Genomic DNA, 23,761 nt, shown 5'->3' on the forward strand with positions numbered 1-23,761 from the left:
ATCACTGCCCCCGGGCCCGGACGAAAGGACGTTGTCCGGGCGGCTCTCAGATCAGGACAGGGGGCTTCCGTCCAGCATCCGTTCCTCCACGAGGCGTCCGCCGAGCAGGCGTTCGACCACCTTGCGTCCGGCCATGCCGGACTCCTCGATGGTGACGTCGTCGTCGCTGGGAACGTCGTCCCAGTCTACGGACCGTCCCGGGCCGGGGCGGGCAGCACCGCCGGGTGCGTGGCTGTCCGCCGCCGGTCCCGTGGCGGCCGGGCCGGTCCCGGGCGACGGCGACCCCGGTCCCGGGACGTTGCCCCCCGCCCCCGGTCCGGGATCCCCGACCGGCCCGGCGGGCCGGCCGGGCGTGGGCGGGGGAGCGCCGTCCTGGGTGCGCTGGTACTGCTCCATCATCTGCTGGAAGCGACTGGCCCGGCGGTGGTGCGGGGTGCCGTCCGTCCCGGTCCCGGACGCCGGCGCCGAGGAACCGGCCTCGGGGGCGCTGCTGGCGGAGGCCCCGGAACCGCGGCGGGACATGCGTGCCTCGAACTCGGCCTGCAACTCCGCCTCGGGACGGGCGAAGGACGGGATCCCTCCGCGGCCGGGTTCGGGCCGGGGGGCCGCGCCGGCGTCGGACACCGGCCGCGGGATCGACCCCTGGCCGGGCTCCGGGCGGGGAATCCCCCCGAGGCCGGGTTCCGGCCGCGGGACCGGCCGCTCGCCCCAGGACGGACGCGTGTCCGAATAGACGTCGTCCCGGTCCTCCTCGTCCGGCTCGGGGGGAGGCGGGAACGCGTCGTCGTGCGGCTCCTCTCCGTACCAGTCGGACACGGGGACGGAATCGGCCTCCAGGTCCTCCGGCGGGGGCGGGGTGCCCGGACCCGTGGCGCCCTCCTCGACGGGCTCGGACTCCGTCTCCAGGTCCTCGTCATCGGGGGTGTCGTCGGGCAGGCCGTCGGACATGCCAGTGCGATCCGGCCACGGAGCTGCCGTGGACGCCGGTGTCATGTGGTCCGGCGTGGCGGGCTCCGGCGCGGTCGGCTGGGGCACGGCCGCCTCGGGTGCCGGGGGCGGTGGCACCGGGGAGACGGGCTCCGGGCGCGTGGGGGCCGCCGGTCCGGGCGAGGGCGGGGCCGCTGCCGGGGTGGCGTCGCGCGCGGTCCGGTCCGGCACCGCGGGCTCCTCTACTGCATCCGGTCGGGGGGCCGCCGGGACGGGGCGGCCCTCAGCTTTTGGGCCGGGACCACCCGCCGGGGCGGACCCTCCGGTGATGAGGTCCAGACGCGGCTGGATGCCCAGGACCGCGTGCACCGCCTGGGCGATCACCTGGTCACCGCCGCGGCGCTGGACCGTGTCCCGGGGGCCGTCCCCGGAGAACCCGATGGTCAGCAACTGGCCGTCGAACCCCGCGACCGAGGCGTTCTGCGAGACGAGCATCCAGACCAGCCGGGAGTGTTCCTCCAGGTAGGCGAGCACCTCCGGCCAGGCCCGGCGGATCATCTCGACCTGCGAGGCGGAGGCCCCCGGCTGGCCCTGGGCCGACGGGGCCGGGGTCGACCGGTCCAGCGCCGACCGGTCCGGGGCCGGTGCCTCCCGTGACGACGTGTCGTGCTGAACCTGTTCCTCTCCCGCTCGGGAGGGCGCGTGCTCCTCCGGACGGGCGTCCCCGGCGGTGGCAGGAGCGGTCCGGGACGTCTCGGGCCGGGACGTCCTGGCCGGGACCTGCTCCGCGGGAGGCGCGGCCGGGCCGCCCTGGGCGGGCGCCTGCTCGCGCCGGACCGGTGCCGGCTCGGCAGGCTCGGTCCCCTGCGCGGTGTGCCCCACCGCCGGCCCGGGGCTCACCGGTGCCGGCTGCTCGGCCGAGGACGGAACCGGCCGGTCGGCCTCGGGACTCTGGGGCTGGTCGGCCTGCTGGGCCCGGTCGGCCTGCTGGGGCTGGGGCTCCGGCATGACACCCCAGCCACCACCCCAGTCCGCGGACGGGGTGACCTGCGGCCGGGAAGCCCCGGGCGCGGGAGCCGGCGAGGGGGCGGAGGCCGGCGAGGGGGCGGAGGCGGGCGTGGACTGGTCCTCGGCACGCTTCATCGCGGCACGGGCCAGGGCGGCCCCACTCAGGCCGGTCGGAGCACCGGAGGGCGCCTCGCCCTGCGTCGGGGCGGCGAAGGAGCCCGGGGCGCCGGTGGCCGGGCCCGGGGCGCGCACGGTCGCGCCGGCGTCGGGGGCCTCGGGGGTGCCCCCGTAGGCGAGGCGACGTTCGATCCGGTCCAGCCGGGCGGCCAGTCCCCGCTCGGTGGCGTCCGAGGAGGGCAGCATGAGCCGGGCCATGAGCAGTTCGAGATGCAGGCGTGGGCTGGTCGCCCCGACCATCTCCGTCAGCGCCTGGTTGGTGATGTCCGCCGCCCGGGAGATCTCGCCGGCGCCGAGCTGCGCGGCCTGGGCCTCGAGGCGGCGCAACTGGTCGTCGGGCATGCCGTGCAGCACGGAGGAGGCGGCGTCCGGCATGGCCTTGACGATCACCAGGTCCCGGAAGCGCTCCAGGAGGTCCTCCACGAAGCGCCGCGGGTCCTGGCCGGACTGGACCACCCGGTCCACCACGCGGAAGACGGTCTGCGAGTCGGCGGCGGCGACGGCGTCCACCACGTCGTCCAGCAGGGCGCCGGGGGTGTAGCCGAGCAGGTTCACGGCCAGGTCGTAGCCGATGCGTCCCTCGGCCGCGCCGGCCATGAGCTGGTCCAGCACGGACAGGGTGTCACGGACGGATCCCCCGCCGGAGCGGATCACCAGGGACAGCACCCCCGGCTCCACGTCCACGCCCTCCTGCACGCACAGCCGCTCGAGGTACTCCATCAGCGGCTCGGGCGGCACCAGGCGGAAGGGGTAGTGGTGCGTGCGGGAACGGATGGTCCCGATCACCTTGTCCGGCTCCGTGGTGGCGAAGATGAACTTGATGTGCGGAGGCGGCTCCTCCACGATCTTCAGCAGGGCGTTGAACCCGGCCGAGGTGACCATGTGCGCCTCGTCGATGATGAAGATCTTGTAGCGGTCCCGCACCGGGGCGAAGGTCGCGCGCTCGCGCAGGTCCCGGGCATCGTCCACGCCGCCGTGGCTGGCCGCGTCGATCTCGATGACGTCCAGGGCGCCCGGACCGCCGGTGGCCAGTTCCCGGCAGGAGTCGCAGGTGCCGCAGGGGTTCGGGGTGGGCCCCTCGGCACAGTTCAGGCAGCGCGCGAGCACTCGCGCGGACGTGGTCTTGCCGCAGCCGCGGGGCCCGGAGAACAGGTAGGCGTGGTTGACCCGGTCCTTGGACAGCGCGGTCATCAGGGGCACGGTGACGTGTTCCTGGCCAATGACGTCCTCGAAGGAGTCGGGACGATAGCGGCGGTACAGGGCAGTGGTCACCCTTGGAACCTTAGCTTCTCCGGGGCCCGCTCCGCAGGGCGGGCCAGGGCGTGTGGAGGAGTCCACGGCACGCGCGGCACGCCCTCCGGATCGAAGTGCGCCAGGGCGTGTTGCAGGTCACCGCCCGGCAGCTGGAGTGAGCCCAGCAGCAGGTCCCTGACCCGCCCGGGCGACCAGCCGCCGTCGGGAACGCCGGGGGCGCCCTCGGGCAGTGCGGCGAGGTCCTCGAGGGTGACGGCGCCGTCCCGCTTGGCCAGGCGCTGGCCCGCCTCGTTGAGCACCAGGGGTACATGGACGTACTCGGTCTCCGGTGCCGGCAACCCCGTCCGCCGTGCCAGCAGCCGGGCGAGCCAGTCCTGCCGGGGTGTCGAGGAGAGCAGGTCGTCCCCGCGGACCACCTGGTCGATGCCCTGCGCGACGTCGTCCACCACGACGGCGAGGTTGTAGGCGAAGGCCCCGTCGTTGCGGCGCACCACGAAGTCGTCCACGGCGGCGGTGACCGGACCGTGCAGCCGGTCCGTCGCGGTGTGGACGGGGGCCGGTCCCCCGGGCTGTCCCGCGGCCGCGGCCGCGTCGATCCGCAGGGCGGCAGGCCGTTCCCGGCGCCGGCGCTCGCGCTCGGCCGCGGAGAGCCGGCGGCACGTGCCCGGATAGGACCCCGGGGGCAGGACGTTCAGGGGGGCGACGCCTGACGGGCTGACGGGGGAGTCGGCGGGGGAGTCCCCGGGTAGGCGCTGCGGGGCCGGTGCCGGGTGGGGCGCGCTGGTGGCCTCGGCGATGTCCCTGCGGGTGCAGAAGCACTCGTACACGAGCCCGTCCGCGGCGAGGGACTCCACGGCGCGCTCGTAGTGTTGCGTCCGCTCGGACTGGCGGACCGGTTCACCGTCCCAGTCCAGGCCGATGGCCCGCAGGTCGGCCAGCTGGGACTGCTCGGCACCGGACCGGACGCGGTCCAGGTCCTCGATCCGCATCAGGAAGTCCCGTCCCGAGTGGCGGGCGAACAGCCAGGCCAGGATCGCGGTGCGGAGATTGCCCAGGTGCAGGGTGCCGGAAGGGCTCGGGGCGTAACGGCCAGCGGGCATGGCACCTCCGACGGGACTCCGGGTGGGGAGGACGTTAAAGACCCCCCACGCACCTGCCAGAGCCCACCTACCCTTGCTACCTTCCGGTCCTGGGGGAGTTCAGCGAGATGACACCACGTGAGGGGCCGGCATCCAGCATACCAGCGTCCGGGCGACGGGCCGACGCCGAGGCCGCCAGAGCGCCCGGCCGGCCTCGATTGGTCCCGGGGCCCGGATGTCAGGTACGATGAATCCTGCTCTTGCGTCGGCTGCCCTCGTGCGGCCGGCCGGAGCGACTGAGGAGGATTCGCCTAGCGGCCTATGGCGCACGCCTGGAACGCGTGTTGGGTTAACGCCCTCGGGGGTTCAAATCCCCCATCCTCCGCCAGTGGCGGCGGCCCCGACCGGACATGATCCGGCCGGGGCCGCTTTTTTTGTGCCCGGATTCGTCCGGGAAACCTGAACAACCTGTCAACTGACCAGGCTTTGGCTTACTCTGTGACGGTCATCACGTGTGCCGTGGAGACAATCACATCGCATCGGTCGTGGCCGTGGGGCCACCCTGACGAAGGAGTACCGGCATGAGCGCCGTGGCCGAATCGAGTTCAGCACACCACCTGGACAGGAAGAACCTGCGTCGGGTGGTGACCGCATCCATGGCCGGCACGGTCGTGGAATGGTACGAGTTCTTCCTCTACGCCACTGCGGCGACCATCGTCTTCAACAAGATCTTCTTCCCGGCCGGCGGCAGTGAACTGGACGCGATCATCAACGCGTTCCTCACCTACGCGGTCGGCTTCGTCGCCCGGCCGATCGGCGGCATCGTCTTCGGGCACTTCGGGGACAAGTACGGCCGCAAGGGCCTGCTGCAACTGGCCATCATCCTGGTCGGCGTCACTACCTTCCTGATGGGCTGCCTGCCCACCTTCGACGCCGTGGGGTACGCGGCCCCGATCATGCTGGTCATCCTGAGGTTCTTCCAGGGATTCGCCGTCGGTGGGGAGTGGGGTGGCGCCGTCCTGCTGGTCTCTGAGCACTCACCGGACAAGGAGCGCGGCTTCTGGGCATCCTGGCCCCAGGCCGCGGTGCCGATGGGAAACCTGCTGGCCACCGTGGTGCTGCTCGTCCTGAACGGCGTGCTCTCCGAGGAGGACTTCCTGGCCTGGGGCTGGCGGATCGCGTTCTGGCTGTCAGTGGTGATCGTGGCCGTCGGGTACTACATCCGCACCAAGGTCACCGACGCCCCGATCTTCCAGGAGGCCAAGGCCGAGCTGGAGCAGAACGCGAAGGCCGGCTACGGCGTCATCGAGGTCCTCAAGCGCTACCCCCGCGGTGTGTTCACGGCCATGGGCCTGCGCTTCGGGGAGAACATCCTCTACTACATGGTGGTGACCTTCTCCATCACCTACCTCAGCACGCAGCTGGACATGGAGACCGGGACCATCCTGCGGTTGCTGCTGGTCGCCCACGTCATCCACTTCATCGTGGTGCCGCTCGTCGGACGCATGACCGACAAGGTGGGCCGGCGCCTGCCGTACGCGATCGGGGCCACCCTGATGATCGGCTGGGGCTTCCTGGCCTTCCCGATGTTCAACACGAAGAACGAGTGGATCATCCTGTTCACGATCATCCTGGGCCTGATGGTGCACGCCCTGATGTACGCCGGCCAGCCGGCCATCATGTCCGAGATGTTCCCCACCCGCATGCGGTACTCCGGGGTCTCGCTCGGCTACCAGGTGACCTCGATCGTGGCCGGTTCGCTGGCCCCGATCATCGCCACCACGCTGCTGCGTGACTTCGGCAGCTGGGTCCCGGTGTCCATCTACATCGCCATCGCCGCGGTGGTCACCCTGATCGCCGTGGCGGTCGCCCGGGAGACCGTCGGGTCCTCCCTGCACGAGCTGGACGACGTGGACCGGCAGCGGCTCGCCGCCGGGGACTGACCGTGCGGCATCGTGGCCGGTCCGGGCCCCCCCTTCCGCCAGGGGGCCCGGACCGGCCATGCTGTCCATGACCCACAACACACGAGGCAGGAGCAGCGATGACGCGCTACGCATGGATCGGGCTGGGCAACATGGGCGGGCCGATGGCCGCCAACCTGGTCGCCGCAGGGCATCAGGTCCGAGGGGTGGACCTGAACGAGCAGGCGGCCGCCGCGGCCGCGGAATCGGGAGTGGAGGTCGTCGGTTCCATCGCGGAGGCCGTCCGGGACGCCGAGGCGGTGTTCACCATGCTGCCCAAGGGCGAACACGTCCGTGCGGTGTTCGACGGACCGGACGGGATCTGGGCCCATGCCCCGAAGGACGCGCTGCTCTGCGACTCCTCCACCGTGGACATCGAGACCAGCCGGTGGTGCCACGAGGAGTCGGAGGCGCGGGGCTTCGCCTTCGCCGACACCCCGGTCTCCGGTGGCACCTCCGGGGCCGCGGACGCCACGCTGTGCTTCATGATCGGTGGCGAACCCGCCGCCGTGGAGCGGTCCTCCGAGCTCGTGGGGCCCATGTCCGGGAAGGTCATCGCCGCCGGCGGGCCGACCGCGGGGACCGCTGCCAAGATCTGCAACAACATGATGCTGTTCATCACCCTGATGGCGAACTCGGAGGGCAGCCAGCTCGCGGCCCGGCTCGGCCTGGACCCGAAGGTGTTCTGGCAGATCGTCTCCGTCTCCTCGGGCCGCAGCTGGTCCCAGCAGACCTGGTACCCGGTGCCGGACATCATCCCGACGGCGGCCGCCAACAACAACTTCGAGGCCACCTTCCGCGTCGACCTGGCCGCGAAGGACGTCGGCCTCGCCCTGGCCGCGGGGGCGCAGACGGGCGTCCGGCTGCCCGCGGCCCAGCTCATCGCCTCACAGCTGCAGGAGCTGATCGACGAGGGGTACGCCGACCGGGACTGCTCCCTGGTGGCACTGCTGTCCACGCCGGACGGTGTCCTGGACGGCTTCACCCCGGACGCGTCCGAGGCCGGCGGGCGATGAACGCGGCGTCCTCCGGCTCCCGGCCCGGCCCGATCACCATCCGCGGGGCCGTGCTGGAACGTATCGGGGCGGAGCGCCCCTATGCGCGGTCAGTGCCGTTGCGGGTGCAGGAGCTGACGCTGGACCCGCCCGGCCCGGGGGAGCTCCTGGTGCGCATCGAGGCGGCCGGGCTGTGCCATTCGGACCTGTCGGTCGTGGACGGCAATCGTGTCCGCCCGGTGCCGATGCTGCTGGGCCACGAGTCCGCCGGGACCGTCGAGGCGGTCGGATCCCAGGTGGACGACGTCGCGCCCGGGGACCGCGTCGTCATGGTCTTCCTGCCGCGCTGCGGCGAGTGCGCCGAGTGCCGCACGGAGGGACGGCTGCCGTGTGCGCGCGGATCGGCGGCCAACAACGCCGGTGAGTTGCTGGGCGGTGGACGCCGGCTGCACCGGGCCGCAGGGGACCAGGCCGCGGGCACGTCCGCGCTGGAGGACGTCCATCACCACCTGGGCGTCTCCGGGTTCGCCACCCACGCCGTGGTGGACCGCCGCTCCGTGGTGCCGATCGGGGCGGACGTGCCGGCCGGCGTCGCCGCCGTGCTGGGCTGCGCCGTGCTCACCGGAGGCGGTGCCGTGGTCAATGCGGCGCGGCCGGGGCCGGAGGACGACGTCGTCATCGTGGGCCTCGGCGGCGTGGGCATGGCGGCACTGCTGGTCGCCCGCGCGCTGACGTCCGGGACGGTCACGGCCGTCGACCAGCAGGAGTCGAAGCTGGACCTGGCCCGTCGCCTCGGGGCGGACCGGGCCCTGACGCCGCGACAGGCCGAGGAGGCCGGCATCCGGGCAGGGGCCGTCGTCGAGGCCGCCGGTCACCCGCGCGCGTTCGAGACCGCGGTGCGGCTGACGGCCCCGGGCGGGACGACGGTCACGGTGGGGCTGCCCGCGCCGGACGCGGTGGCCGAGATCAGTCCGCTGGTGCTGACGGCGGAGGCCCGCACGATCGTGGGGTCCTACCTGGGCTCCGCGGTGCCCGCGCGGGACATCCCCCGGTTCGAACAGCTCTGGCGCGAGGGGAGGCTGCCCCTCGAGGAACTCATCTCCGGCACGATCCGGTTGGAACAGGTCAACGAGGGCATGGACCGGCTGGCCGACGGGCTGGCGGTGCGGCAGGTCATCGAGTTCTGAGCTGCTGGGCCTGTCGGTCCGGCCCTCACGCCTCACTTCCCCGTCTGACCTCGGCGGATGGGGGCAGAACACGTGGAAGACAGGTGTGTGTCCTCCGCGGGTCCCGGTCGGGCCTGCGTCAGGATGTCCTCATGTCTCGTATCTCATGGAAGACCCAGCGCGTGCTGGGCGGCGCCGCACTGGCCTGCACCCTCCTGCTCACCAGTGCTGTTCCGGCCCTCGGGGCCGTGCCCTCCTCAGGAGCCTCGTCACCAGCCGTCCCGGCGGCCCTCATCCACCAGGCCGTCACAGCGCCAGGAACCACGACGGCGAGCGTGACCGCCGCACCGGGGGAGCTGGTCGCTGCCACCCCCCGGATCACCGGCGCTCCGCGCGTCGGCGAGAAGCTGACCGCGATCGTGGGCTACTGGACGCCCGGTACCAGGACCACGTACCAGTGGTACCGCGCCGGCCAGCGCATCACCGGTGCCACGGCCAAGACCTACACCGCCACGGTGCACGACATGGGCAAGGCGCTGACCGTCGCGGTCACCGGTTCCCAGGCCGGGTACACCACCAGGACGGTCACCTCCGCTGCCTTCGGTCCCCTCGCGGCCGGCGTGCTGACCGCTCCGGTGCCGAAGGTCCCCGCCGCACCGAAGGTGGGTCAGAGGCTCACGGCCAGCGTGGGGAACTGGACGGCCGGCACGGTCCTGAAGTACCAGTGGTACCGCAACGGCTCGGGCATCAAGGGCGCCACGGCCAAGAGCTACACCGCCACGGCGTCCGACCGCGGCAAGGCGCTGACGGTCAAGGTCACCGGGTCCAGGATGGGCTACGCCACCAAGTCCGTGACGTCGGCGAAGTCGAGGGCCGTGGCCGCCGGAACGCTGAAGACGGCCGTGCCGAAGGTCTCCGGCACCGCCAAGGCCGGGATGAAGCTCACGGTCAGCCGCGGCAGCTGGACCACCGGGACGAAGCTGACCCAGCGGTGGTACCGCAACGGGGCCGCCATCTCCGGAGCCACCGGGACCGCCTACACGCTGAAGTCCGCCGACGCGGGCAGGACCATCACCGTGAAGGTGACCGGGTCCAAGGCCGGCTTCACCACGGTGACCAGGACCTCCGCCGGCGTGCGGGTCCAGGCCGCGGCCAGGCCGGCGGCGAAGCCCACACCGAAGCCCGTGTCCACCCGCACGGCACCGCGCGGGAAGAGCTGCCCGTCGACACATCCGATCAAGGGCAACGCCGACTCCGGTATCTACCATGTGCCCACGGGGTCCTACTACAGCCGGACCACCCCGGAGGAGTGCTTCAGGACGGAATCCGCCGCCAGGGCCGCGGGGTACCGCAAGTCCCTGCTTTGACCACGTCTCATCCTGCCTGAACGACCGAGGACCCGCCGTTCCTGATCATCCCGATCAGGAACGGCGGGTCCTTCGCGTCGTCGGGGCGTGACGGGCACTCCGCCCGTACGCCGGTGGGTCACCGCCCGGCGAGCTCCGGGTGGAACTTCTCCGTCACCTTCGGGTGCGCCCGCACGAAGCCCTTGAGCATGTTCGAGCCGAAGGAGGCCAGCATCGGGTTCTCGGGGTCATCGGAGACGCCACGGGCCTGGGCGGCCAGCTCCGCCGGCAGCTCCACGGGGTCGATGACGGCGTCGAGGCGGGGGGAGTAGAAGAACGGCACGGAGTACCGGTCCACACCCTCGTCCGGGGCCTGGGCGCGGTGGATGGTGGCCATCAGATAACCGTTGGTCGCGACCTCCAGCATCTCGCCGAGGTTGACCACCAGGGCGCCGTGGATCGGCTCGACCGGCAGCCACTCGTCCTGTCCGTAGGGACGCACCTCGAGCCCGCCCACCATGTCCTGCAGCAGCAGGGTGATGAAGCCGTAGTCGGCGTGCAGCCCCACGCCCTGGGTCCCCGCCTCCTTGACGCCGCCGACGTAGTGGGCCAGCTTGGCCATCCAGGCGCGGTCGCCGGAGAACGGCTCGGCGAAGTGGTCCTCGTCCAGCCCGATGGACACGCACAGGGCCTTCAGCAGATCCTCTCCGACCCGGTCCATCAGGGCGGTCCACGCCATGGCGGTCTGCTCCAGCTCCGGCATGTCGGCGGGCCACTGGTTGGGGCCCTGCAGGTGCCAGTACTCCTCACCGGGTCTGATGTGCTCGGCCGGCACCGGTTCGCGGTGGGGAGAGAAGTCGATCTGCTCGCGTGAGTCCGGGCGGCCCTGGGTGCGCTCGGCGCCGAGGGAGGAGTAACCCCGGTAGTGCGGGGAGTTCTGGTTGTGCAGGGCCAGCTTCTCCTCGTCCGGGCGGGCGAAGAACTCGGCGGTCACGCGGAACAGCTCGTCGACCTGTCCCTCGGCTGCACCGTAGTTGACGATCTGGAAGAACCCGACGTTGTGCGCCGCGTACCGCAACCGGTCCAGGAACTCGGGGGCGAAGCCCCCGTCGGCCGAACGCATGGTGGACAGGTCCAGGACGGGGATGTCCAGCGCGGCCTGTCCGGCCGCGGAGTCGGGGAGAGCAGGTGTCATACCACTAGTGAACGACGCCGGACCCTCCGGTGCGGGGCACGTTGCCTTCCGCTACCCCGGGTGACGTCATCCCGTCACGAACTGGACCCGGGGGTGCCGATGGTGTTCAATGCCCACTCCAGCAGCGCCTGGCCGGTCACCTCGTGGACCCCGTCGGCCGGGCCGAACCCCGATGCGGACAGGTCCCTGCTGGTCAGCACGGGGTATGGGGTCTCCGGGATGCCGTCCGCGGGCCGGGCGTCCACGTGGACGACGTCCGCCCCGTGGCCGTGCAGCCAGTCGGCCATCGCGTAGTCGGTCCGGGAATCACCACAGGTGAACCAGCGCACGGGCAGTTCGCCGTCGGCCGAGATGAGGTCCCAGGAACGGGAGGCCCCGAGGTCCTTGCCGCTGCTGCGGTGCTCGACGTCCGAGGAGATGATCGTCGGGTCGAGCTGGAACCCGTCCCCCGCTGCCTCCGCGTCCAGCAACCGGCGGACCCGGTCGTCGAACCGGGCCTGGTCCCGGTGGTAGCGCTCCAGGGACTCGCCCACGTTCATCTCCGCGGAGAACATCGCCAGCTTCGTGTCGTCGTAGAACATCGTCGCACCGAACTCGTCCTGCACCAGCCGGGCCAGGCGGGACTCGAGCTCCTCCGGCAACCGCATGCCGTCGTCGACCACCAGCCAGTCCGGCACCCCGGCGCGGCCGCCGATGTCCGGCAGGTCGCCGTCAGGAAGATCAGCGAAGGAGAACCGCACGGCGCCCTTCTCGCAGACCGCATGGAACCTCGCATCCGCCGGCAGGCCCGCCCGGCGCAGGGGTTCCGCCAGTTGCCGGGCCACGAACTCGGCCGAGCGGCCCGTGTTGAACACGACCGGATCGCCGCGGCGTGCCAGGGCCACCAGGGCGGTCAGGATCGCCTCCGGGACCCGTCGGGTCTTCGGGGAGGCGATCGGCCCGTCCACGTCGAGCAGGAATCCAGCGGAGGGGAGGGTGCGCATGGCCCCAGCCTAGGTCCACCCGGGGCCCGGCCCGCGCGAACCGGCCTCGTCCGGTCACCCACGGACCGCGGTGGTGGCATTCGGACTCGGCACCTCATCTGGGGTGTAATGGTCGTCACGGTCCGCGATCGCTGAAGGAGTGCGCATGGGCAGTGCGGGGGGAACCGACGGGCGGCATCCGGGGGGCTCGCGACCGCAGGAGTCGTTCCGGGATGACCCGCGGATCGAGGAGGACGGCCGGCGGATCTTCACGGAGGACGACCTGGACGGGTACTTCCGTGCGGTCGACCCCCGCCTGCTGGCGCGCGACCGCCGCCGACGGCACCGGCGTCACGGCCTCGTGCTGGGGCTCCTGGCACTGCTGGTGGCCGGACTGACCGTCATCGCCGTGCAGGTGTTGCGGGGCGAGTGGGCCATCCCTGGCTGGGAGGCGGCGCCTCCGGGAGAACCGCTGCTGTGCCCGGCCGGGACGTTCGGCTACGCCAAGGAGTCCCCCGTCGCGGTCTACAACGGCACCACCATCGGCGGCCTGGCCGGGGACGTGGCCAACGCTCTCGAGCAGCGCCGGTTCATCATCGACGGTGTCGGCAACAAGCGCTTCTCCACGTCCAGCATGGTGGCCGTCATCCTCTCCGGTCCGGCCGGCCGGGAGACCGCCCTCGCCCTCCAGCGGAACATCGAGGGTTCCGTCTACCGGCCCGACGACCGCCAGGAGGACACCGTGGACATCATCATGGGCACGAAGTACACGGGGCTCGTGCCCGCCGCGGACGTCGACCCGAGACCGGGGCCCCTGGACTGCCAGCGGCTCGAGACCGAGGCTGCGGGGGCCGTCCGCGACTGAACGACGGTGCGCGGAGGGAACCGCGCCGCGCCGGTGGTCAATCCTGTCACCGTCCGCCGCGGAGATTCCGCGCCGAGCGCAGGGCACGGCGGGCCAGGCGTCGCAGGTGCGAGGCCGCACCGGTGGCAGGCGTGTGTTCCCGGGGCGCGGGACCGGTGGCGGCGGGACCGGGAACGGCCGCTGCCGCGTCGCGGGGTACCCGGCGGACGGGAACGGGGCCGGTGATGCCGGCACCGGCCAGGGGCAGGAACGCCATGAGCGTGCCGGCGTCACCGCGTGCGTGGGACAACGGTCCGCCCGAGGCCAGGGACGTGCGGGCACGCCCGGCCGTGGGCTGGAACCACTCGGCGAGACCGGCGTCACCGGCCACCTGGAGCCCACCGTCCACGAGGGCTCCCACCTGGGCGTGGATGCCGGCGCCCTCCGGTACCTGCTCCGGGGCGTGCGCCAGGTAGTGGTCGAGCCGGTTCTGCGCCCACCGTTCGAAGACCGGAGCAGGACCGTTGACGACGTCGGCCGGGGCGCCGAAGGCGCGGACCACATGGCGCTCGGCCGGGTCCAGCGGCCCGCCCGCGGCGGCCAGGACTGCCTCGATGGTCTCCGGGGCGATGGACTTGGCCGGGTGGTCGTAGGGGGCCGCGGCCAGGCGGGGGTCCAGGACGGACAGCACGGCGGCGGTGAGTGAGCGGTTGCCGGGACCCCGGGACCAGGCGGGGCCGACCTGCGGCGGCGGGGCGACCGCGGACCCCTCCGGGGCGTGGGCCAGGGACACCAGTTGGCGTTGCATGAGCGGGCGGGGGCCGAGCATGTTCTGGATCGCGAACCGGCCACCGTGGATGGAATTGCGCACGCCCAGGTAGTGCCACTCCGTCGCGTGCGGCCCGTCCTCCGGGTCGATCCCGACCTCGTGCAGCACCTCGGAGGCGGAGACTGCCACGGCCGCGGCCAGTTGTGGGTCGGAGGCGGCGATCTCGGCGCGCAGGGCGGGGATGGACCGCCAGCCGTAGGCGCCCTTGTGCACGCCGGCCCCGTGGCCGCTGACCGTGAAGAACCCGGCACCGCCCACCCGGAACGAGGGCAGTGCCAGCTGATGGTTCAGTCCCAGGGAGTCCAGCAGCCAGACGGACAGCGGCGAGGCGAACTTCTCCAGGACGGGACGCGGTGCCGGCCGCCCCCCGGCGCCCACCGGGAAACCGAAACGATCGGAGAGGGCCTGCACGGTGTCCGCGTCCGCGCGGTTGGCGCGACCGAGGTTGGTGGTGTTGTACACCGTCACGTCCGAGGAGGGATCGGCCATGAGGGTCGCGGCCAGCACCAGCCGCGAGTCCACGCCGCCGGACAGCGCCACCCGGACGGAGGTCCCCGGGAACGCGGCCCAGGCCTGCGCCAGTGAGGCGGTCCGGGCGGCGGCCCGGCGGACCTGGTCACCCCATGAGCCGCTCACCGGGGCGAACACCTCGGGCCACGGGGACTGCTCGGTGCGGGCGGACCCGGCGCCCTCGGCGCTCACGGGCACGGCCAGGCAGGCGGCCGGCGGGAGCATCCGGACCTCGTGGCACAGGGTCGTGGTCGAGAGGGGGTGGTTGGCCATCGTGTTGGACCAGGCGGAGGCCAGGGCCGCGGCGGTGTCCACCGTGACCGGCAGGCCCAGGGCGGAGCGCAGGTCCACCAGCAGCGGCCAGGAGTCCGAGAGGGCCGCCAGGCCCGCTCCGGTGGTGTAGAGCAGGGGCAGTTGCCGGAAGAAGTCCGTGGTGGCGGTCAGGCCGTCCGGTGCCGCCTGCACCAGCAGGTGACAGCCATCCCAGTCCGCACCGGGGCTCGGGGCGATGGTGCCTCGGGCCGGTGCCGACCGGCGGTGCCAGTCGGCGAGCCCACCCGCGCCGAAGACCAGGGCGGTTCCCTCCGGGTCCTGGGCGTAACCGCGGAACAGGGTCACCCCGTGGCGGCCCATCGGGACCGTCCCCCCGGTGCCGTCAGTGCCGTCGGTGCCCGGTCCGGCGGGACCGGCGGGACCGGAGGGGGCCGAGGTCAGGAGGTCCCGCCGTGCCGCCCGGGCCACGTGGTGGAGGCGGGCCTGCCCGCCGGGGAAGTCCACCACCAGGTGGTCGTGCGCGTCCACGGGGCCCAGCCAGGCGGTGAACCGCTCCTCGAGGGCGCGGGGCACCACGGCGGTCAGGTACGTGGACATCAGTCGCGTCCCCGCAGGCCGCGGACGAGGCGCCCGGCTGCGCGGCGGGTGAACCGTGCCACCCGCCTGCCGGCCTGTTCGGGGCTGGCGAGGACGGGCGGCCGGACCCCGCTCGGTGAGCCCGCACCCGGAGTGGACGGGGTGGAGGGGCGGGCCGGGGTCCGCGGAGGCACGGGGCTGTCCAGGGGGGCGTCCGCGAGGGGCAGGAACGTCATCAACCGCCCGAACGAGCCACGCTGATGACCCATCGGCACCTTCTCCTGCAGCAGGGTGGCAGCGCGTTCCGCGAGTGGTCCGTACCACTCGGCCAGTCCGGCGTCGGCGGCGATCGCCCCGCCCCGGGCGACCAGGGGCGCCACGGAGGCACGGTCCGCGTCCACGGTGTGCCCCCAGGTCCGGGACAGGGACTGGAACGTCTCCGCCGCGCCGTGGTCGACGTCGGCCGGGACGCCGTACGTGGCCAGGGGCCAGAGCTCGCCGTCGGACAGGGGCCCGCCGACGACGCCCAGGATGGTGTCCAGGGTCTCCCGGTCCACGTCCTTCTGGGGGTCGTCGTAGGGCAGGGCGGCGAGTCCGGGGTCCAGCAGTGCCGTCAGCACGGTGGAGATGGAGGTGTTGAGCCGCGGCGCGTTGGAATCCGGATGCTTGCGCAGGGCGGCGGGCAGCGAGCGGGACGAGTCCGCCGGTACGTGGGCGAGCCGCCCCAGGTCCCGCTGCATCAGCGGCGGGCTGCCGAAATAGGTGGACAGGGTGAAGCGACCGCCGTGCAGGGCGTTGCGCAGCCCGATGTAGTGCCATTCGCTCGAGTCCGGGGACCGGGGATCCACCCCCACGGATCTCAGGTACCCGCGGCCCAGCGTGCCGGCGACGGCGCCCACACCCGGGTCCCACCGTTCCAGGCCCTCGGCGACGTCCATGAAGGGCCGCCACCCGTAGGTGCCCTTGAAGAGTCCTGCGCCGTGGCCGGTGAGCGTGTAGTGCCCAGGGCTTCCCACGCGGGGACTGGGCAACTGCAGCCGGTCGTGCAGGCCCAGGGAACCGGTCATCCAGACCAGGAAGCGATTGCGGTACCGGTGCAATTGGGGCGCAGGGGCCGAGGGGTTGTTGCCCAGCCGCAGCCCGGTGGCCTGTGCCAGGCCCTGGACCACGTCGTAGTCCCGCGAGGTGGCCGCGGCGGGTGCCGCTGTGGTCAGCGTGGTCGACTGCTGCTCCGGGTCGGCCCGCCGGGCCGCGGCCAGGACCGCCCGCGAGTCCGCGCCGCCGGACATGGACAACCGGAGGGAACCGCCGGGCAGGTCCCTCCAGGCGCGCAGCACCGAGGCCATGGACGCCGCGCCCTGACGGACCGTCTCCGCCCACGCCCCCGAGGGCTCCGCGAAGATCTCCGGGAACGGGGCCTGGTGCACGCGGGGCTCGTCGGCGCCCTCGGCCGTCCAGCGGACCGCGACCTGGGCGCCCACGGTCGCCATGCGGACCTGGGTGCAGGCGGTGCTGGTGTCCAGGGGGTGTTCGGTGATGGCCCGGTCGGTGGCCATGGCACAGACGGTCGCGGTGTTGATGCTGACGGGCAGGCCCAGGGCGGTGCGCAATCGGACCAGTAGTTGCCAGGAGTCCGAGAGGGCGAGCAGTCCGTTGCCGGAGGTGTAGAGCAGCGGCAGCATCCGGAAGAAGTCCGTGTGCGCGGTCAGTCCCTCGGGATCCCACGCCACGGCCAGGTGCGTCCCCTCCCATTCGCGACCGTGCCGGCCACCGATGAGGCCGGATCCCGAGTCGTACACCGCGTCCGGGTCCCTCTCGGCGAGGGCCGCGGCACCGGCGCCGCCGAACACGAGGGTGTCCCCTGCGGGGGACTGGGCGTAGCCCCGGAACAGGGCTCCGGCCGGGGCCCGCCCGGGCCGCGGGGGCACCAGGTCGGCGGTGGCCGAGCGGCCCACGTGGTGCAGTCGGGCCCCGGTGCCCGGGAGGTCGATCGCGAGGTGCTCACCGGCACCGGGCGCGAAGGCCCAGGTGCCGGTTCCCGTGACGTCGGCCGGGGCCGGGTCCGCGGAACCACGGGGGCTGCCGTCGGTGGGAACGTGAGGGGACAGCCACGCCTGGAATCGCTGCTCCAGGTCCCGGGGCACCACCGCGGTCAGGTAGGTCGTCATACAGTCATGCTTTCACAGCGTGCCGGCCCCGCCGTGGTGCCCTGCGGTCACATCCCGTCCGGGAACACCAGCGGCACCAGCGTGTACATGACCACCATGATCAGCGCCAGGGAGATCACGTTGAGCCAGACCCCGGCGCGGACCATCTGCTTGATGGAGACCTCACCGGAGCCGAAGGCCACCGCGTTCGAGGGGGTGGCGACGGGCAGCATGTAGGCCGAGCAGACGGCCAGGGTGACGGCGATGGTCATGAACAGCGGGTCCATGCCCAGGCCCACGGCCACGGCGCCGAAGATCGGGAAGAAGGCCGCGGCGGTGGCGGTGTTGGAGGTCAGCTCGGTCAGGGCCAGGCTGACGATGATCACCACGAGCATCACCAGCCAGGGCGGAACGCCGGTCAGCCCGCTGACCTGGCCGCCCAGCCAGTCGCTGAACCCGGTGGCGGTGAACATGGCGGACAGGGACAGGCCGCCGCCGAACAACAGCAGCAGGCCCCACGGGATCTCCTTGGCCGCGGACCAGCGCAGCAGGGCGGTGCCGCCGGGGTCCACGGAGCGCCGCTGGGCCGGCACCAGGAAGCAGGCGATCGCGGCGGCCATGGCGACCTGGGTGTCCGAGATCGAGCCCAGGAACGGCAGCGTCTCGGCGACGGCCGGGATGCCGGCGATGAACGGGACGGCGACCCAGAAGAAGATGGCCAGCAGGAAGATGATGCCGACACGGCGTTCCGGGGTGGTCATGGTACCCAGCGCGGCCAGTTCCCGGCGGATCATCTCCTTGCCACCGGGGATCTCCTGGACCTCGGCGCGGAACACGATCTTGGTCAGCACCAGCCAGGCGATGAACAGCATGACCAGGGCCCACGGGACACCCACGAGCATCCAGTGGCCGAACTGCAGGTCGAAGCCGTGGGCCTCACCGAGGTAGGCCTTCATCAGGGCCATCGGGGGCTGGCCGATCAGGGTGGCGGTCGAGCCGATGGTCACGCCGTAGGCGACGCCGAGCAGCATGGACGCGGCGAACTTCGTGCCGGCGGCCTCGCGGTCGACCGAGCGGACCAGTTGGAGGATGGAGACCGCGATCGGCACCATGATCACCGCGGTGGCGGTGTTGGACACCCACGCCGAGATGAACGCCGAGGCGGCCATCAGCCCGAAGACGATCTGCGCCGGCTTGGTGCCGACCGCGCGGATGGTCAGCAGCGCCACGCGCAGGTGCAGGTTGGACTTCTCCGTGGCCAGGCCGAGGATCACCCCGCCCATGACGAGGAACACCACGGAGTCCGCGTACGGCGCCGCCACCTCCTTCATGGACGCCATGCCGAACAGCGGGAACAGCACCAGCGGCAGCAGGGAGGTCACCGGGATGGGCGCGGCCTCGGTCATCCACCAGATGGCCATCCACAGGGCGCAACCGGCCACGGCCCGTCCCTCGAAGGACAGCGACGCCGGCAGCACCAGGGCCAGCACCAGGCCGGCCACCGGCCCCAGGGCGAGCAGCCACCAGTTGCGTTTCGCGCCGGAGTCGAGCGCGTCGCGTTGCTCGGTGGCCTCGGCGGCTGCCGGGGAACCGGGCGCCTCGGACGGGCGGAGGTCCCGCGCGTCGGTGGGGGAAGTCGTCATGGTCAATGCCTCGAGTGTTCGGATGGAGAGTATGGAGTGGGATCTGCCACGTCTGAATCGGTGAACCGTCACACCGTACTGGGATGAATGACGACCGTGAAGTACACATTCCACGCGCATTGAGAGGCTTATCGTCCTAAAGTAGGGCGAACCGGTCTTTCCCCTGTGATGGAGGCCATCCCTACGCTGGACCGGTACCACCGGGCGAATGGACACTCGTCCACCCGTGAAGATGCCCCGGGATGGCCAGTATGAAAGGAGGCGCCGTGGACCTGCGCCAGATGCGCTACTTCGTGGCCGTCGCCGAGGAGCGGCACTTCGGCCGCGCCGCCGACCGCCTGCACATGGCCCAGCCTCCGCTGTCCCAGCAGATCAAGCAGCTCGAGGCCAGTCTCGGGACGCAGCTGCTCGAGCGCACCACCCGCAAGGTCGACCTGACCGAGGCCGGCCGCCTCATGCTCGAGCGCGCCCGCCAGATCCTGGCGGACGTCGAATCCCTCAAGAAGGACGTCCAGGAGGTGGGGGCCGGGGCGGCGGGCGTGCTGCGCATCGGGTTCGTCGGCTCGGCCACCTACCGGGTGATGCCGGCCGTCGTCCAGCTGGCCCGCCAGGAGCTGCCCGGTGTGCGGCTGCACGTGATGGGGGAGATGCTGACCCCGAACATCGAGCAGGGCCTGCTGGAGAACCGCCTCGACGTGGCCGTGCTGCGGCCCCCGGTCCAGTCCGCCGAGGTCGTGCTGGACCCGCTGGAGGGCGACTCGCTGGTCGTGGCGTTGCCCCCCGCGCATCCGTTGGCCGCCGGCAGCGGCCCCCTGGCGCTCTCGGCGCTGGCCGGGGAGGAATTCGTGGGGTACCCGCCGGCCTCCGCCGTCGCCACCGTGTCGTTCGAGGCCTGCCGGAAGGCCGGCTTCCGGCCGCGCGTCGTGCAGGAGGCCACCGAGACCTCCACCCTGCTGGCCTTCGTGGGCGCGGGCATGGGACTGGCCCTGGTGCCCGATGGCGCCCGCCGCGCCACCTCCGCCTCGCCCGTCGTGTACCGCGAACTCACCGAGGGGCCCGAGGTCGGCCTGGCCCTGGCCTGGAAGCGGGGGAGCCGGTCGCTGCTCATCCCGGGTTTCCGGGCCCTCGCCCACCGGGCCGTGGAGCAGGTCCGGCGGTCCCCGGCGAACCAGCAGACCGCCCCGTCATCCCACCCAGTCGCCGAGGAGGCACCATGAAGATCACCGGCATCGAGGCCATTCCCTACGCCATCCCGTACACCCACCCACTGAAGTTCGCCTCCGGGGCGGTGGAGACGGCGGACCATGTCCTGGTGCGGATCCACACGGACGAGGGTCTGGTCGGCGTGGCGGATGCCCCGCCGCGGCCCTACACCTATGGCGAGACCCAGGTGTCCATCAAGAACGTGGTGGAGGAGATCTTCGCCCCCCAGGTGATCGGGCTGGACCCCTTCGACCGGGAGAAGGTCCACGCCGTCATGCGCCGGACCATCAACAACCAGGTGGCCAAGGGCACCGTGGACATCGCCCTGTGGGACCTGGCCGGCAAGGCCCTGGGGATGCCGGTGCACAAGATGCTGGGGGGCTGGACGGACTCGATGCGCGTCAGCCACATGCTCGGTTTCCGGCCGGCACAGGAGCTGCTCGAGGAGGCCCAGCGGTTCGGCGAGGAGTACGGCATCACCACGTTCAAGCTCAAGGTCGGCCGGCGCCCCCTGGCCCTCGACATCGAGGCCTGCCACGTGTTGCGGGACGGGCTGGGGGGTGACGTCGAGATCTACCTGGACGCCAATCGCGGTTGGACGGCCAACGAGGCCATGCAGGTGCTCGAGGGGACGGCCGGGCTCGGGCTGACCCTGCTCGAGGAGCCCTGTGACGCGAAGGAGGCCATGAGCCGGCGCCGTCTCGTGGAGAAGTCTCCGATCCCCGTGGTGGGCGACGAGTCCGTGCCGACGGCCGGGGACGCGTCCCGCGAGCTGCTCTCCGGGGGCTGCAACGCCATCTGCATCAAGACGGCACGATCCGGTTTCACCGAGGCCACCGAGATCCTCGGGCTGTGCACGGGCCTGGGCGTGGACGTGACGATGGGCAACCAGATCGACACGCAGGTCGGCTCCCTGGCGACCGTCACCTTCGGTGCCGCCCACGAGGCCACCTCGCGCCGGGCCGGTGAGCTGTCCAACTTCCTGGACATGAGCGACGACCTGCTGGCCGAGCCGATCACGATCACGGACGGCCGCATCGCGGTACGGGACCTGCCCGGCGTCGGCGCCGAGATCGACGACGAGAAGCTCAGCACATACCGCACCGACCGCTAGTCAGCCGGATTCACACCCTTGGCGTCTCAATGGCGACGGAAACAGACTTTCCGCTTGACCCGCGCCATCCATAGGCTGGACGCAACAATGTGACCGGCAGCACGGCGCGGACGACGTGATCCCCACCACCGATGCACCACGATGAAGGAGAAACCATGACCCCCCAGGAGCAAGCCACCGCAGCCGCCTCCGGCGCCGCGGCCACCGACCGGTTCCGCCAGTCCGGGAAGACCGCGGCGGTCGAGGCCGATCAGGCCCGTGTCAACGAGCTGGCCTCGGCCCTCGTGCAGGCCGCCAACGACATCATCCTCGAGAAGAAGGTCACCTACCCCGAGTTCAACGCCCTCAAGGCCTGGCTGATCAAGGTGGGCGAGGACGGCGAGTGGCCGCTGTTCCTGGACGTGTGGCTGGAGCACTCCGTGGAGGAGGTCGCCACGGAGCACCGTGAGGGCAACAAGGGCTCCATCGAGGGGCCGTACTACATCCCGGACGCCCCGCGCCACGAGACCGGCAAGGGCAAGCCCGCCACCATCGACATGCGCCCGGACGAGAAGGGCACCATGATGCTCTTCCAGGGCCAGGTCACCAGCACCGAGGGCAAGCCCCTGCCGAACGCCAAGATCGAGCTGTGGCACGCGGACGAGGACGGCTTCTACGCCCAGTTCGCCCCCGGCATCCCGGACTGGAACCTGCGCGGCACCTTCATCGCCGACGAGGAGGGCTACTTCGCGATCAGGTCCCTGCAGCCGGCCCCGTACCAGATCCCGACCGACGGCGCCTGCGGCCAGCTGATCGCCGCCGCCGGCTGGCACGCCTGGCGGCCCGCGCACCTGCACCTGAAGGTCTCGGCCCCCGGCCACGAGCTGCTGACCGCCCAGCTGTACTTCCCGGGTGATCCGCACAACGAGGACGACATCGCCACTGCGGTGAAGCCCGAGCTGATGCTCGACCCGAAGCCGGCCGCGGACGGCGACGGCGTCCAGGTCGACTACGACTTCGTCCTGGATCCGGTCTCGGACGAGACCCCGGCGCACCTGCGCGTCTGATACTGCGGAACGGGAGGACCGGCGTCGCCGTGAGGTGACACCGGGAACCCGGTTCCGGGAACGGGAGGCCCCGCAGGCCTGTGGCCTGCGGGGCCTTGTCGTGTGGTCAGTTCCCCGAGACGAGCGGGCGGATGCCGCACAGCCGCATGGCCTGCGCGTAGGCCTCGGTCATCTGCTCCTCGGCCTCCTCCGGGGTCTGCTTCCTGGTCGCGGACTGCGCGTGGAGTGCCGGCAGGGGGAAGACCTTGATCGCCTTGCTGTCCAGGATGGTCCCGCCGATCGTGGCCGAGAAGGCCTTGATGAGCTTCTGGGCCTCCCCGCCGTGGGCCATGATGGCCACGACCCGGGGAACCAGCTTGAGGAACCGGTTGAAGGGCTTCACGCCCGCGGCGATCTGGTCCTTGGTGAGGTTGATCGCGAAGTCGTCCTGGGTCCAGGGGTGGACGGTCCATGGGACGGCATAGCGCGGTGCCAGTCCGGCGCCCTGGAAGACGCGGAGCAGGCGCTCGGAGGTGTCGTCGTCGTTCTCGTGGGAGAGGAACCCGGAGGCGGTGCCCGGTCCGGGGGCCGCCGTGAGCACGAGGATCCGGGCCTCGTCCACGTCGTATCCCGGGTCGACGTACGGTACGGGGCCCTTGTCGGGGTCCTTCAGCGACTCGCAGAGCTGGGTGATCGGGGCGATGTTCTCCGCGTGCAGGTTGTTCTGGGCTTCAGTGACGTAGGCGGGATCGGACATTCGGCGCATGGGTACAGTTCCCTGAGTCGTCGGAGCGCGGACCGGCGAGTGCAGGCCAGCGTGCCCCCAGTCTACGAGTCGGCCAGGGGGCGTCCGCTGCGGGCCGCCGCGCCCGGTGGGACGAACCGCCGCTATCGCGCCGGCGTGGTCTTGACGCGCACCGAGGACCACTCCCCGGACAGCGGGACGTTGGCGTTGAGCGTGTGCCCGCGCCCTTGGAGGTCCTTCCAGATGGAGTCCCGGTTGATGTCCGAGCGCCCGCCCTTGGGGTAGCCGATCCACAGCACCCGTGCGCCGAGGGCCGGTTCGAGCCAGTCGTCCAGGACGCCGTCCAGCGAGCGCTGGTCCTGGGCGAAGAGCACGACGGCGGTGGCCTCGCCGATCTCCTGGGTCACGAGCACGTCCGCGGGCATCGGGTCGAGCAGGGCGTGCAGGCCTTGGTGGCCCCCGCCCAGGTACAGGACGTCTCCGGGCTTGATGAAGAGCTTCTGGGCCGTCGTCTTGGCGGGTGTGGCGGGCTGGTTCGTCGTCTCGGCCATGGCTGCATTGTGCACCGGCACTATGACGGACCGGAGCGAGGGTACGGCCGCGATCAGGCCACCGTGGCGCGGGTCATCGACGGGGACACCATCGACGCGGAGGTGGGCGGGCGCACGGAGCGCATCCGGTTGCTCAACGCCGGCATCGGCAGGCCGATGCCGCGCGTCAGGCCGAGGTTGAGAGGAATCGCCAGCGGCAGCAGGCGCACCCCCTCCCGGCACCCGGCGCAG

The 23,761-nt window shown here is 72.0% G+C and carries 18 protein-coding genes, 1 tRNA gene and 1 other RNA gene; 9 read left to right on the top strand and 11 right to left on the bottom strand.

Annotated elements, in window-relative coordinates; all coding sequences use genetic code 11:
• Positions 1-51 precede the first annotated feature (51 nt).
• The 3 genes from PLJ28_RS03165 to ffs all read right to left on the bottom strand — a co-directional run bounded on the left by PLJ28_RS03165 (position 52) and on the right by ffs (position 4,596).
• The gene (locus PLJ28_RS03165) at positions 52-3,384 is read right to left on the bottom strand and encodes a DNA polymerase III subunit gamma and tau (RefSeq protein WP_183529984.1); all 3,333 of its coding nucleotides are present in this window, start codon (positions 3,382-3,384) and stop codon (positions 52-54) included.
• A complete protein-coding gene (gene gluQRS / locus PLJ28_RS03170; RefSeq protein WP_183529982.1) occupies positions 3,381-4,466 on the bottom strand; it encodes a tRNA glutamyl-Q(34) synthetase GluQRS in 1,086 nt (361 codons plus the stop codon). Before gluQRS ends, PLJ28_RS03165 begins: the two co-directional genes overlap by 4 nt.
• A 33-nt stretch (positions 4,467-4,499) precedes the next feature.
• An RNA gene (gene ffs, locus PLJ28_RS03175) (signal recognition particle sRNA small type) lies at positions 4,500-4,596 on the bottom strand.
• 149 nt (positions 4,597-4,745) lie between these two features.
• Between ffs and PLJ28_RS03180 the strand changes: the two genes are divergently transcribed.
• The 5 genes from PLJ28_RS03180 (at position 4,746) to PLJ28_RS03200 (ending at position 9,934) form a co-directional block, all read left to right on the top strand.
• Positions 4,746-4,833 (top strand) — tRNA-Ser (locus PLJ28_RS03180).
• A gap of 193 nt (positions 4,834-5,026) precedes the next feature.
• The gene (locus PLJ28_RS03185; protein WP_183529980.1) at positions 5,027-6,388 is read left to right on the top strand and encodes an MFS transporter; all 1,362 of its coding nucleotides are present in this window, start codon (positions 5,027-5,029) and stop codon (positions 6,386-6,388) included.
• Positions 6,389-6,486: 98 nt separating this feature from the next.
• Positions 6,487-7,422 (top strand): NAD(P)-dependent oxidoreductase, encoded by a 936-nt coding sequence (locus tag PLJ28_RS03190; protein WP_183529978.1) that lies wholly within the window; start codon positions 6,487-6,489, stop codon positions 7,420-7,422.
• A 32-nt stretch (positions 7,423-7,454) separates the two neighbouring features.
• Positions 7,455-8,588, top strand: coding sequence for an alcohol dehydrogenase catalytic domain-containing protein (locus tag PLJ28_RS03195; protein ID WP_183530053.1), 1,134 nt, complete (start codon positions 7,455-7,457; stop codon positions 8,586-8,588).
• A 131-nt stretch (positions 8,589-8,719) separates the two neighbouring features.
• Positions 8,720-9,934, top strand: a complete 1,215-nt coding sequence (locus PLJ28_RS03200) for a sunset domain-containing protein (RefSeq protein ID WP_183529976.1) — start codon at positions 8,720-8,722, stop codon at positions 9,932-9,934.
• A gap of 118 nt (positions 9,935-10,052) precedes the next feature.
• On the opposite strand, the gene PLJ28_RS03205 is transcribed toward PLJ28_RS03200, so the two are convergent.
• On the bottom strand, positions 10,053-11,108 hold the full coding sequence (locus PLJ28_RS03205) for an isopenicillin N synthase family dioxygenase (RefSeq protein WP_183529974.1): 1,056 nt from the start codon (positions 11,106-11,108) through the stop codon (positions 10,053-10,055).
• Positions 11,109-11,182: 74 nt separating this feature from the next.
• Entirely contained in the window at positions 11,183-12,091 is a 909-nt protein-coding gene (locus PLJ28_RS03210) for a haloacid dehalogenase (RefSeq protein ID WP_183529972.1), read from the bottom strand.
• A 145-nt stretch (positions 12,092-12,236) separates the two neighbouring features.
• On the opposite strand from PLJ28_RS03210, the gene PLJ28_RS03215 reads away from it, so the two are divergent.
• Entirely contained in the window at positions 12,237-12,935 is a 699-nt protein-coding gene (locus PLJ28_RS03215) for a LytR C-terminal domain-containing protein (RefSeq protein WP_183529970.1), read from the top strand.
• Positions 12,936-12,981: 46 nt separating this feature from the next.
• Here the strand turns inward: PLJ28_RS03215 and PLJ28_RS03220 are convergent, their stop codons facing one another.
• Genes PLJ28_RS03220 through PLJ28_RS03230 form a run of 3 tightly spaced genes read right to left on the bottom strand, consistent with a single transcriptional unit; the run spans position 12,982 to position 18,892 of the window.
• On the bottom strand, positions 12,982-15,123 hold the full coding sequence (locus PLJ28_RS03220) for a hypothetical protein (RefSeq protein WP_183529968.1): 2,142 nt from the start codon (positions 15,121-15,123) through the stop codon (positions 12,982-12,984).
• Positions 15,123-17,270: a hypothetical protein gene (locus PLJ28_RS03225; protein WP_298042850.1), complete on the bottom strand. Its 2,148-nt coding sequence runs from the start codon at positions 17,268-17,270 to the stop codon at positions 15,123-15,125. Before PLJ28_RS03225 ends, PLJ28_RS03220 begins: the two co-directional genes overlap by 1 nt.
• 47 nt (positions 17,271-17,317) lie before the next feature.
• Positions 17,318-18,892: an SLC13 family permease gene (locus PLJ28_RS03230; protein ID WP_183529964.1), complete on the bottom strand. Its 1,575-nt coding sequence runs from the start codon at positions 18,890-18,892 to the stop codon at positions 17,318-17,320.
• A 242-nt stretch (positions 18,893-19,134) separates the two neighbouring features.
• Between PLJ28_RS03230 and PLJ28_RS03235 the strand changes: the two genes are divergently transcribed.
• The 3 genes from PLJ28_RS03235 (at position 19,135) to catA (ending at position 22,255) form a co-directional block, all read left to right on the top strand.
• Positions 19,135-20,109 (top strand): LysR substrate-binding domain-containing protein, encoded by a 975-nt coding sequence (locus PLJ28_RS03235; RefSeq protein WP_324589877.1) that lies wholly within the window; start codon positions 19,135-19,137, stop codon positions 20,107-20,109.
• Positions 20,106-21,209, top strand: a complete 1,104-nt coding sequence (locus PLJ28_RS03240; RefSeq protein ID WP_183529960.1) for a mandelate racemase/muconate lactonizing enzyme family protein — start codon at positions 20,106-20,108, stop codon at positions 21,207-21,209. The genes PLJ28_RS03235 and PLJ28_RS03240 overlap by 4 nt, the downstream gene beginning before the upstream one ends.
• A 155-nt stretch (positions 21,210-21,364) precedes the next feature.
• Positions 21,365-22,255, top strand: a complete 891-nt coding sequence (gene catA / locus PLJ28_RS03245; RefSeq protein WP_010144050.1) for a catechol 1,2-dioxygenase — start codon at positions 21,365-21,367, stop codon at positions 22,253-22,255.
• Positions 22,256-22,361: 106 nt separating this feature from the next.
• Here the strand turns inward: catA and PLJ28_RS03250 are convergent, their stop codons facing one another.
• From PLJ28_RS03250 to PLJ28_RS03260, 3 genes are all read right to left on the bottom strand, one after another.
• Positions 22,362-23,000 (bottom strand): uracil-DNA glycosylase family protein, encoded by a 639-nt coding sequence (locus tag PLJ28_RS03250; protein WP_324589878.1) that lies wholly within the window; start codon positions 22,998-23,000, stop codon positions 22,362-22,364.
• Between the two features lie 122 nt (positions 23,001-23,122).
• Positions 23,123-23,530 carry a DUF3052 domain-containing protein gene (locus PLJ28_RS03255; RefSeq protein ID WP_183529957.1) on the bottom strand — a complete coding sequence of 136 codons (408 nt, stop codon included), beginning with the start codon at positions 23,528-23,530 and terminating at the stop codon, positions 23,123-23,125.
• A gap of 53 nt (positions 23,531-23,583) precedes the next feature.
• Positions 23,584-23,739, bottom strand: coding sequence for a hypothetical protein (locus PLJ28_RS03260; protein WP_183529955.1), 156 nt, complete (start codon positions 23,737-23,739; stop codon positions 23,584-23,586).
• Positions 23,740-23,761 lie beyond the last annotated feature (22 nt).

The sequence above is a fragment of the Citricoccus sp. genome (assembly GCF_035445025.1).
Taxonomy (GTDB): domain Bacteria; phylum Actinomycetota; class Actinomycetes; order Actinomycetales; family Micrococcaceae; genus Citricoccus.

Coding starts and splice junctions, on each gene's coding strand:
- PLJ28_RS03215 (WP_183529970.1), top strand. CDS start 12,237: ATGGGCAGTGCGGGGGGAACCGACGGGCGGCATCCGGGGGGCTCGCGA.
- PLJ28_RS03205 (WP_183529974.1), bottom strand. CDS start 11,108: ATGACACCTGCTCTCCCCGACTCCGCGGCCGGACAGGCCGCGCTGGAC.
- PLJ28_RS03250 (WP_324589878.1), bottom strand. CDS start 23,000: ATGCGCCGAATGTCCGATCCCGCCTACGTCACTGAAGCCCAGAACAAC.
- PLJ28_RS03190 (WP_183529978.1), top strand. CDS start 6,487: ATGACGCGCTACGCATGGATCGGGCTGGGCAACATGGGCGGGCCGATG.
- PLJ28_RS03220 (WP_183529968.1), bottom strand. CDS start 15,123: ATGTCCACGTACCTGACCGCCGTGGTGCCCCGCGCCCTCGAGGAGCGG.
- PLJ28_RS03240 (WP_183529960.1), top strand. CDS start 20,106: ATGAAGATCACCGGCATCGAGGCCATTCCCTACGCCATCCCGTACACC.
- PLJ28_RS03200 (WP_183529976.1), top strand. CDS start 8,720: ATGTCTCGTATCTCATGGAAGACCCAGCGCGTGCTGGGCGGCGCCGCA.
- PLJ28_RS03225 (WP_298042850.1), bottom strand. CDS start 17,270: ATGACGACCTACCTGACCGCGGTGGTGCCCCGGGACCTGGAGCAGCGA.
- catA (WP_010144050.1), top strand. CDS start 21,365: ATGACCCCCCAGGAGCAAGCCACCGCAGCCGCCTCCGGCGCCGCGGCC.
- PLJ28_RS03235 (WP_324589877.1), top strand. CDS start 19,135: ATGGCCAGTATGAAAGGAGGCGCCGTGGACCTGCGCCAGATGCGCTAC.
- gluQRS (WP_183529982.1), bottom strand. CDS start 4,466: ATGCCCGCTGGCCGTTACGCCCCGAGCCCTTCCGGCACCCTGCACCTG.
- PLJ28_RS03185 (WP_183529980.1), top strand. CDS start 5,027: ATGAGCGCCGTGGCCGAATCGAGTTCAGCACACCACCTGGACAGGAAG.
- PLJ28_RS03230 (WP_183529964.1), bottom strand. CDS start 18,892: ATGACGACTTCCCCCACCGACGCGCGGGACCTCCGCCCGTCCGAGGCG.
- PLJ28_RS03210 (WP_183529972.1), bottom strand. CDS start 12,091: ATGCGCACCCTCCCCTCCGCTGGATTCCTGCTCGACGTGGACGGGCCG.
- PLJ28_RS03255 (WP_183529957.1), bottom strand. CDS start 23,530: ATGGCCGAGACGACGAACCAGCCCGCCACACCCGCCAAGACGACGGCC.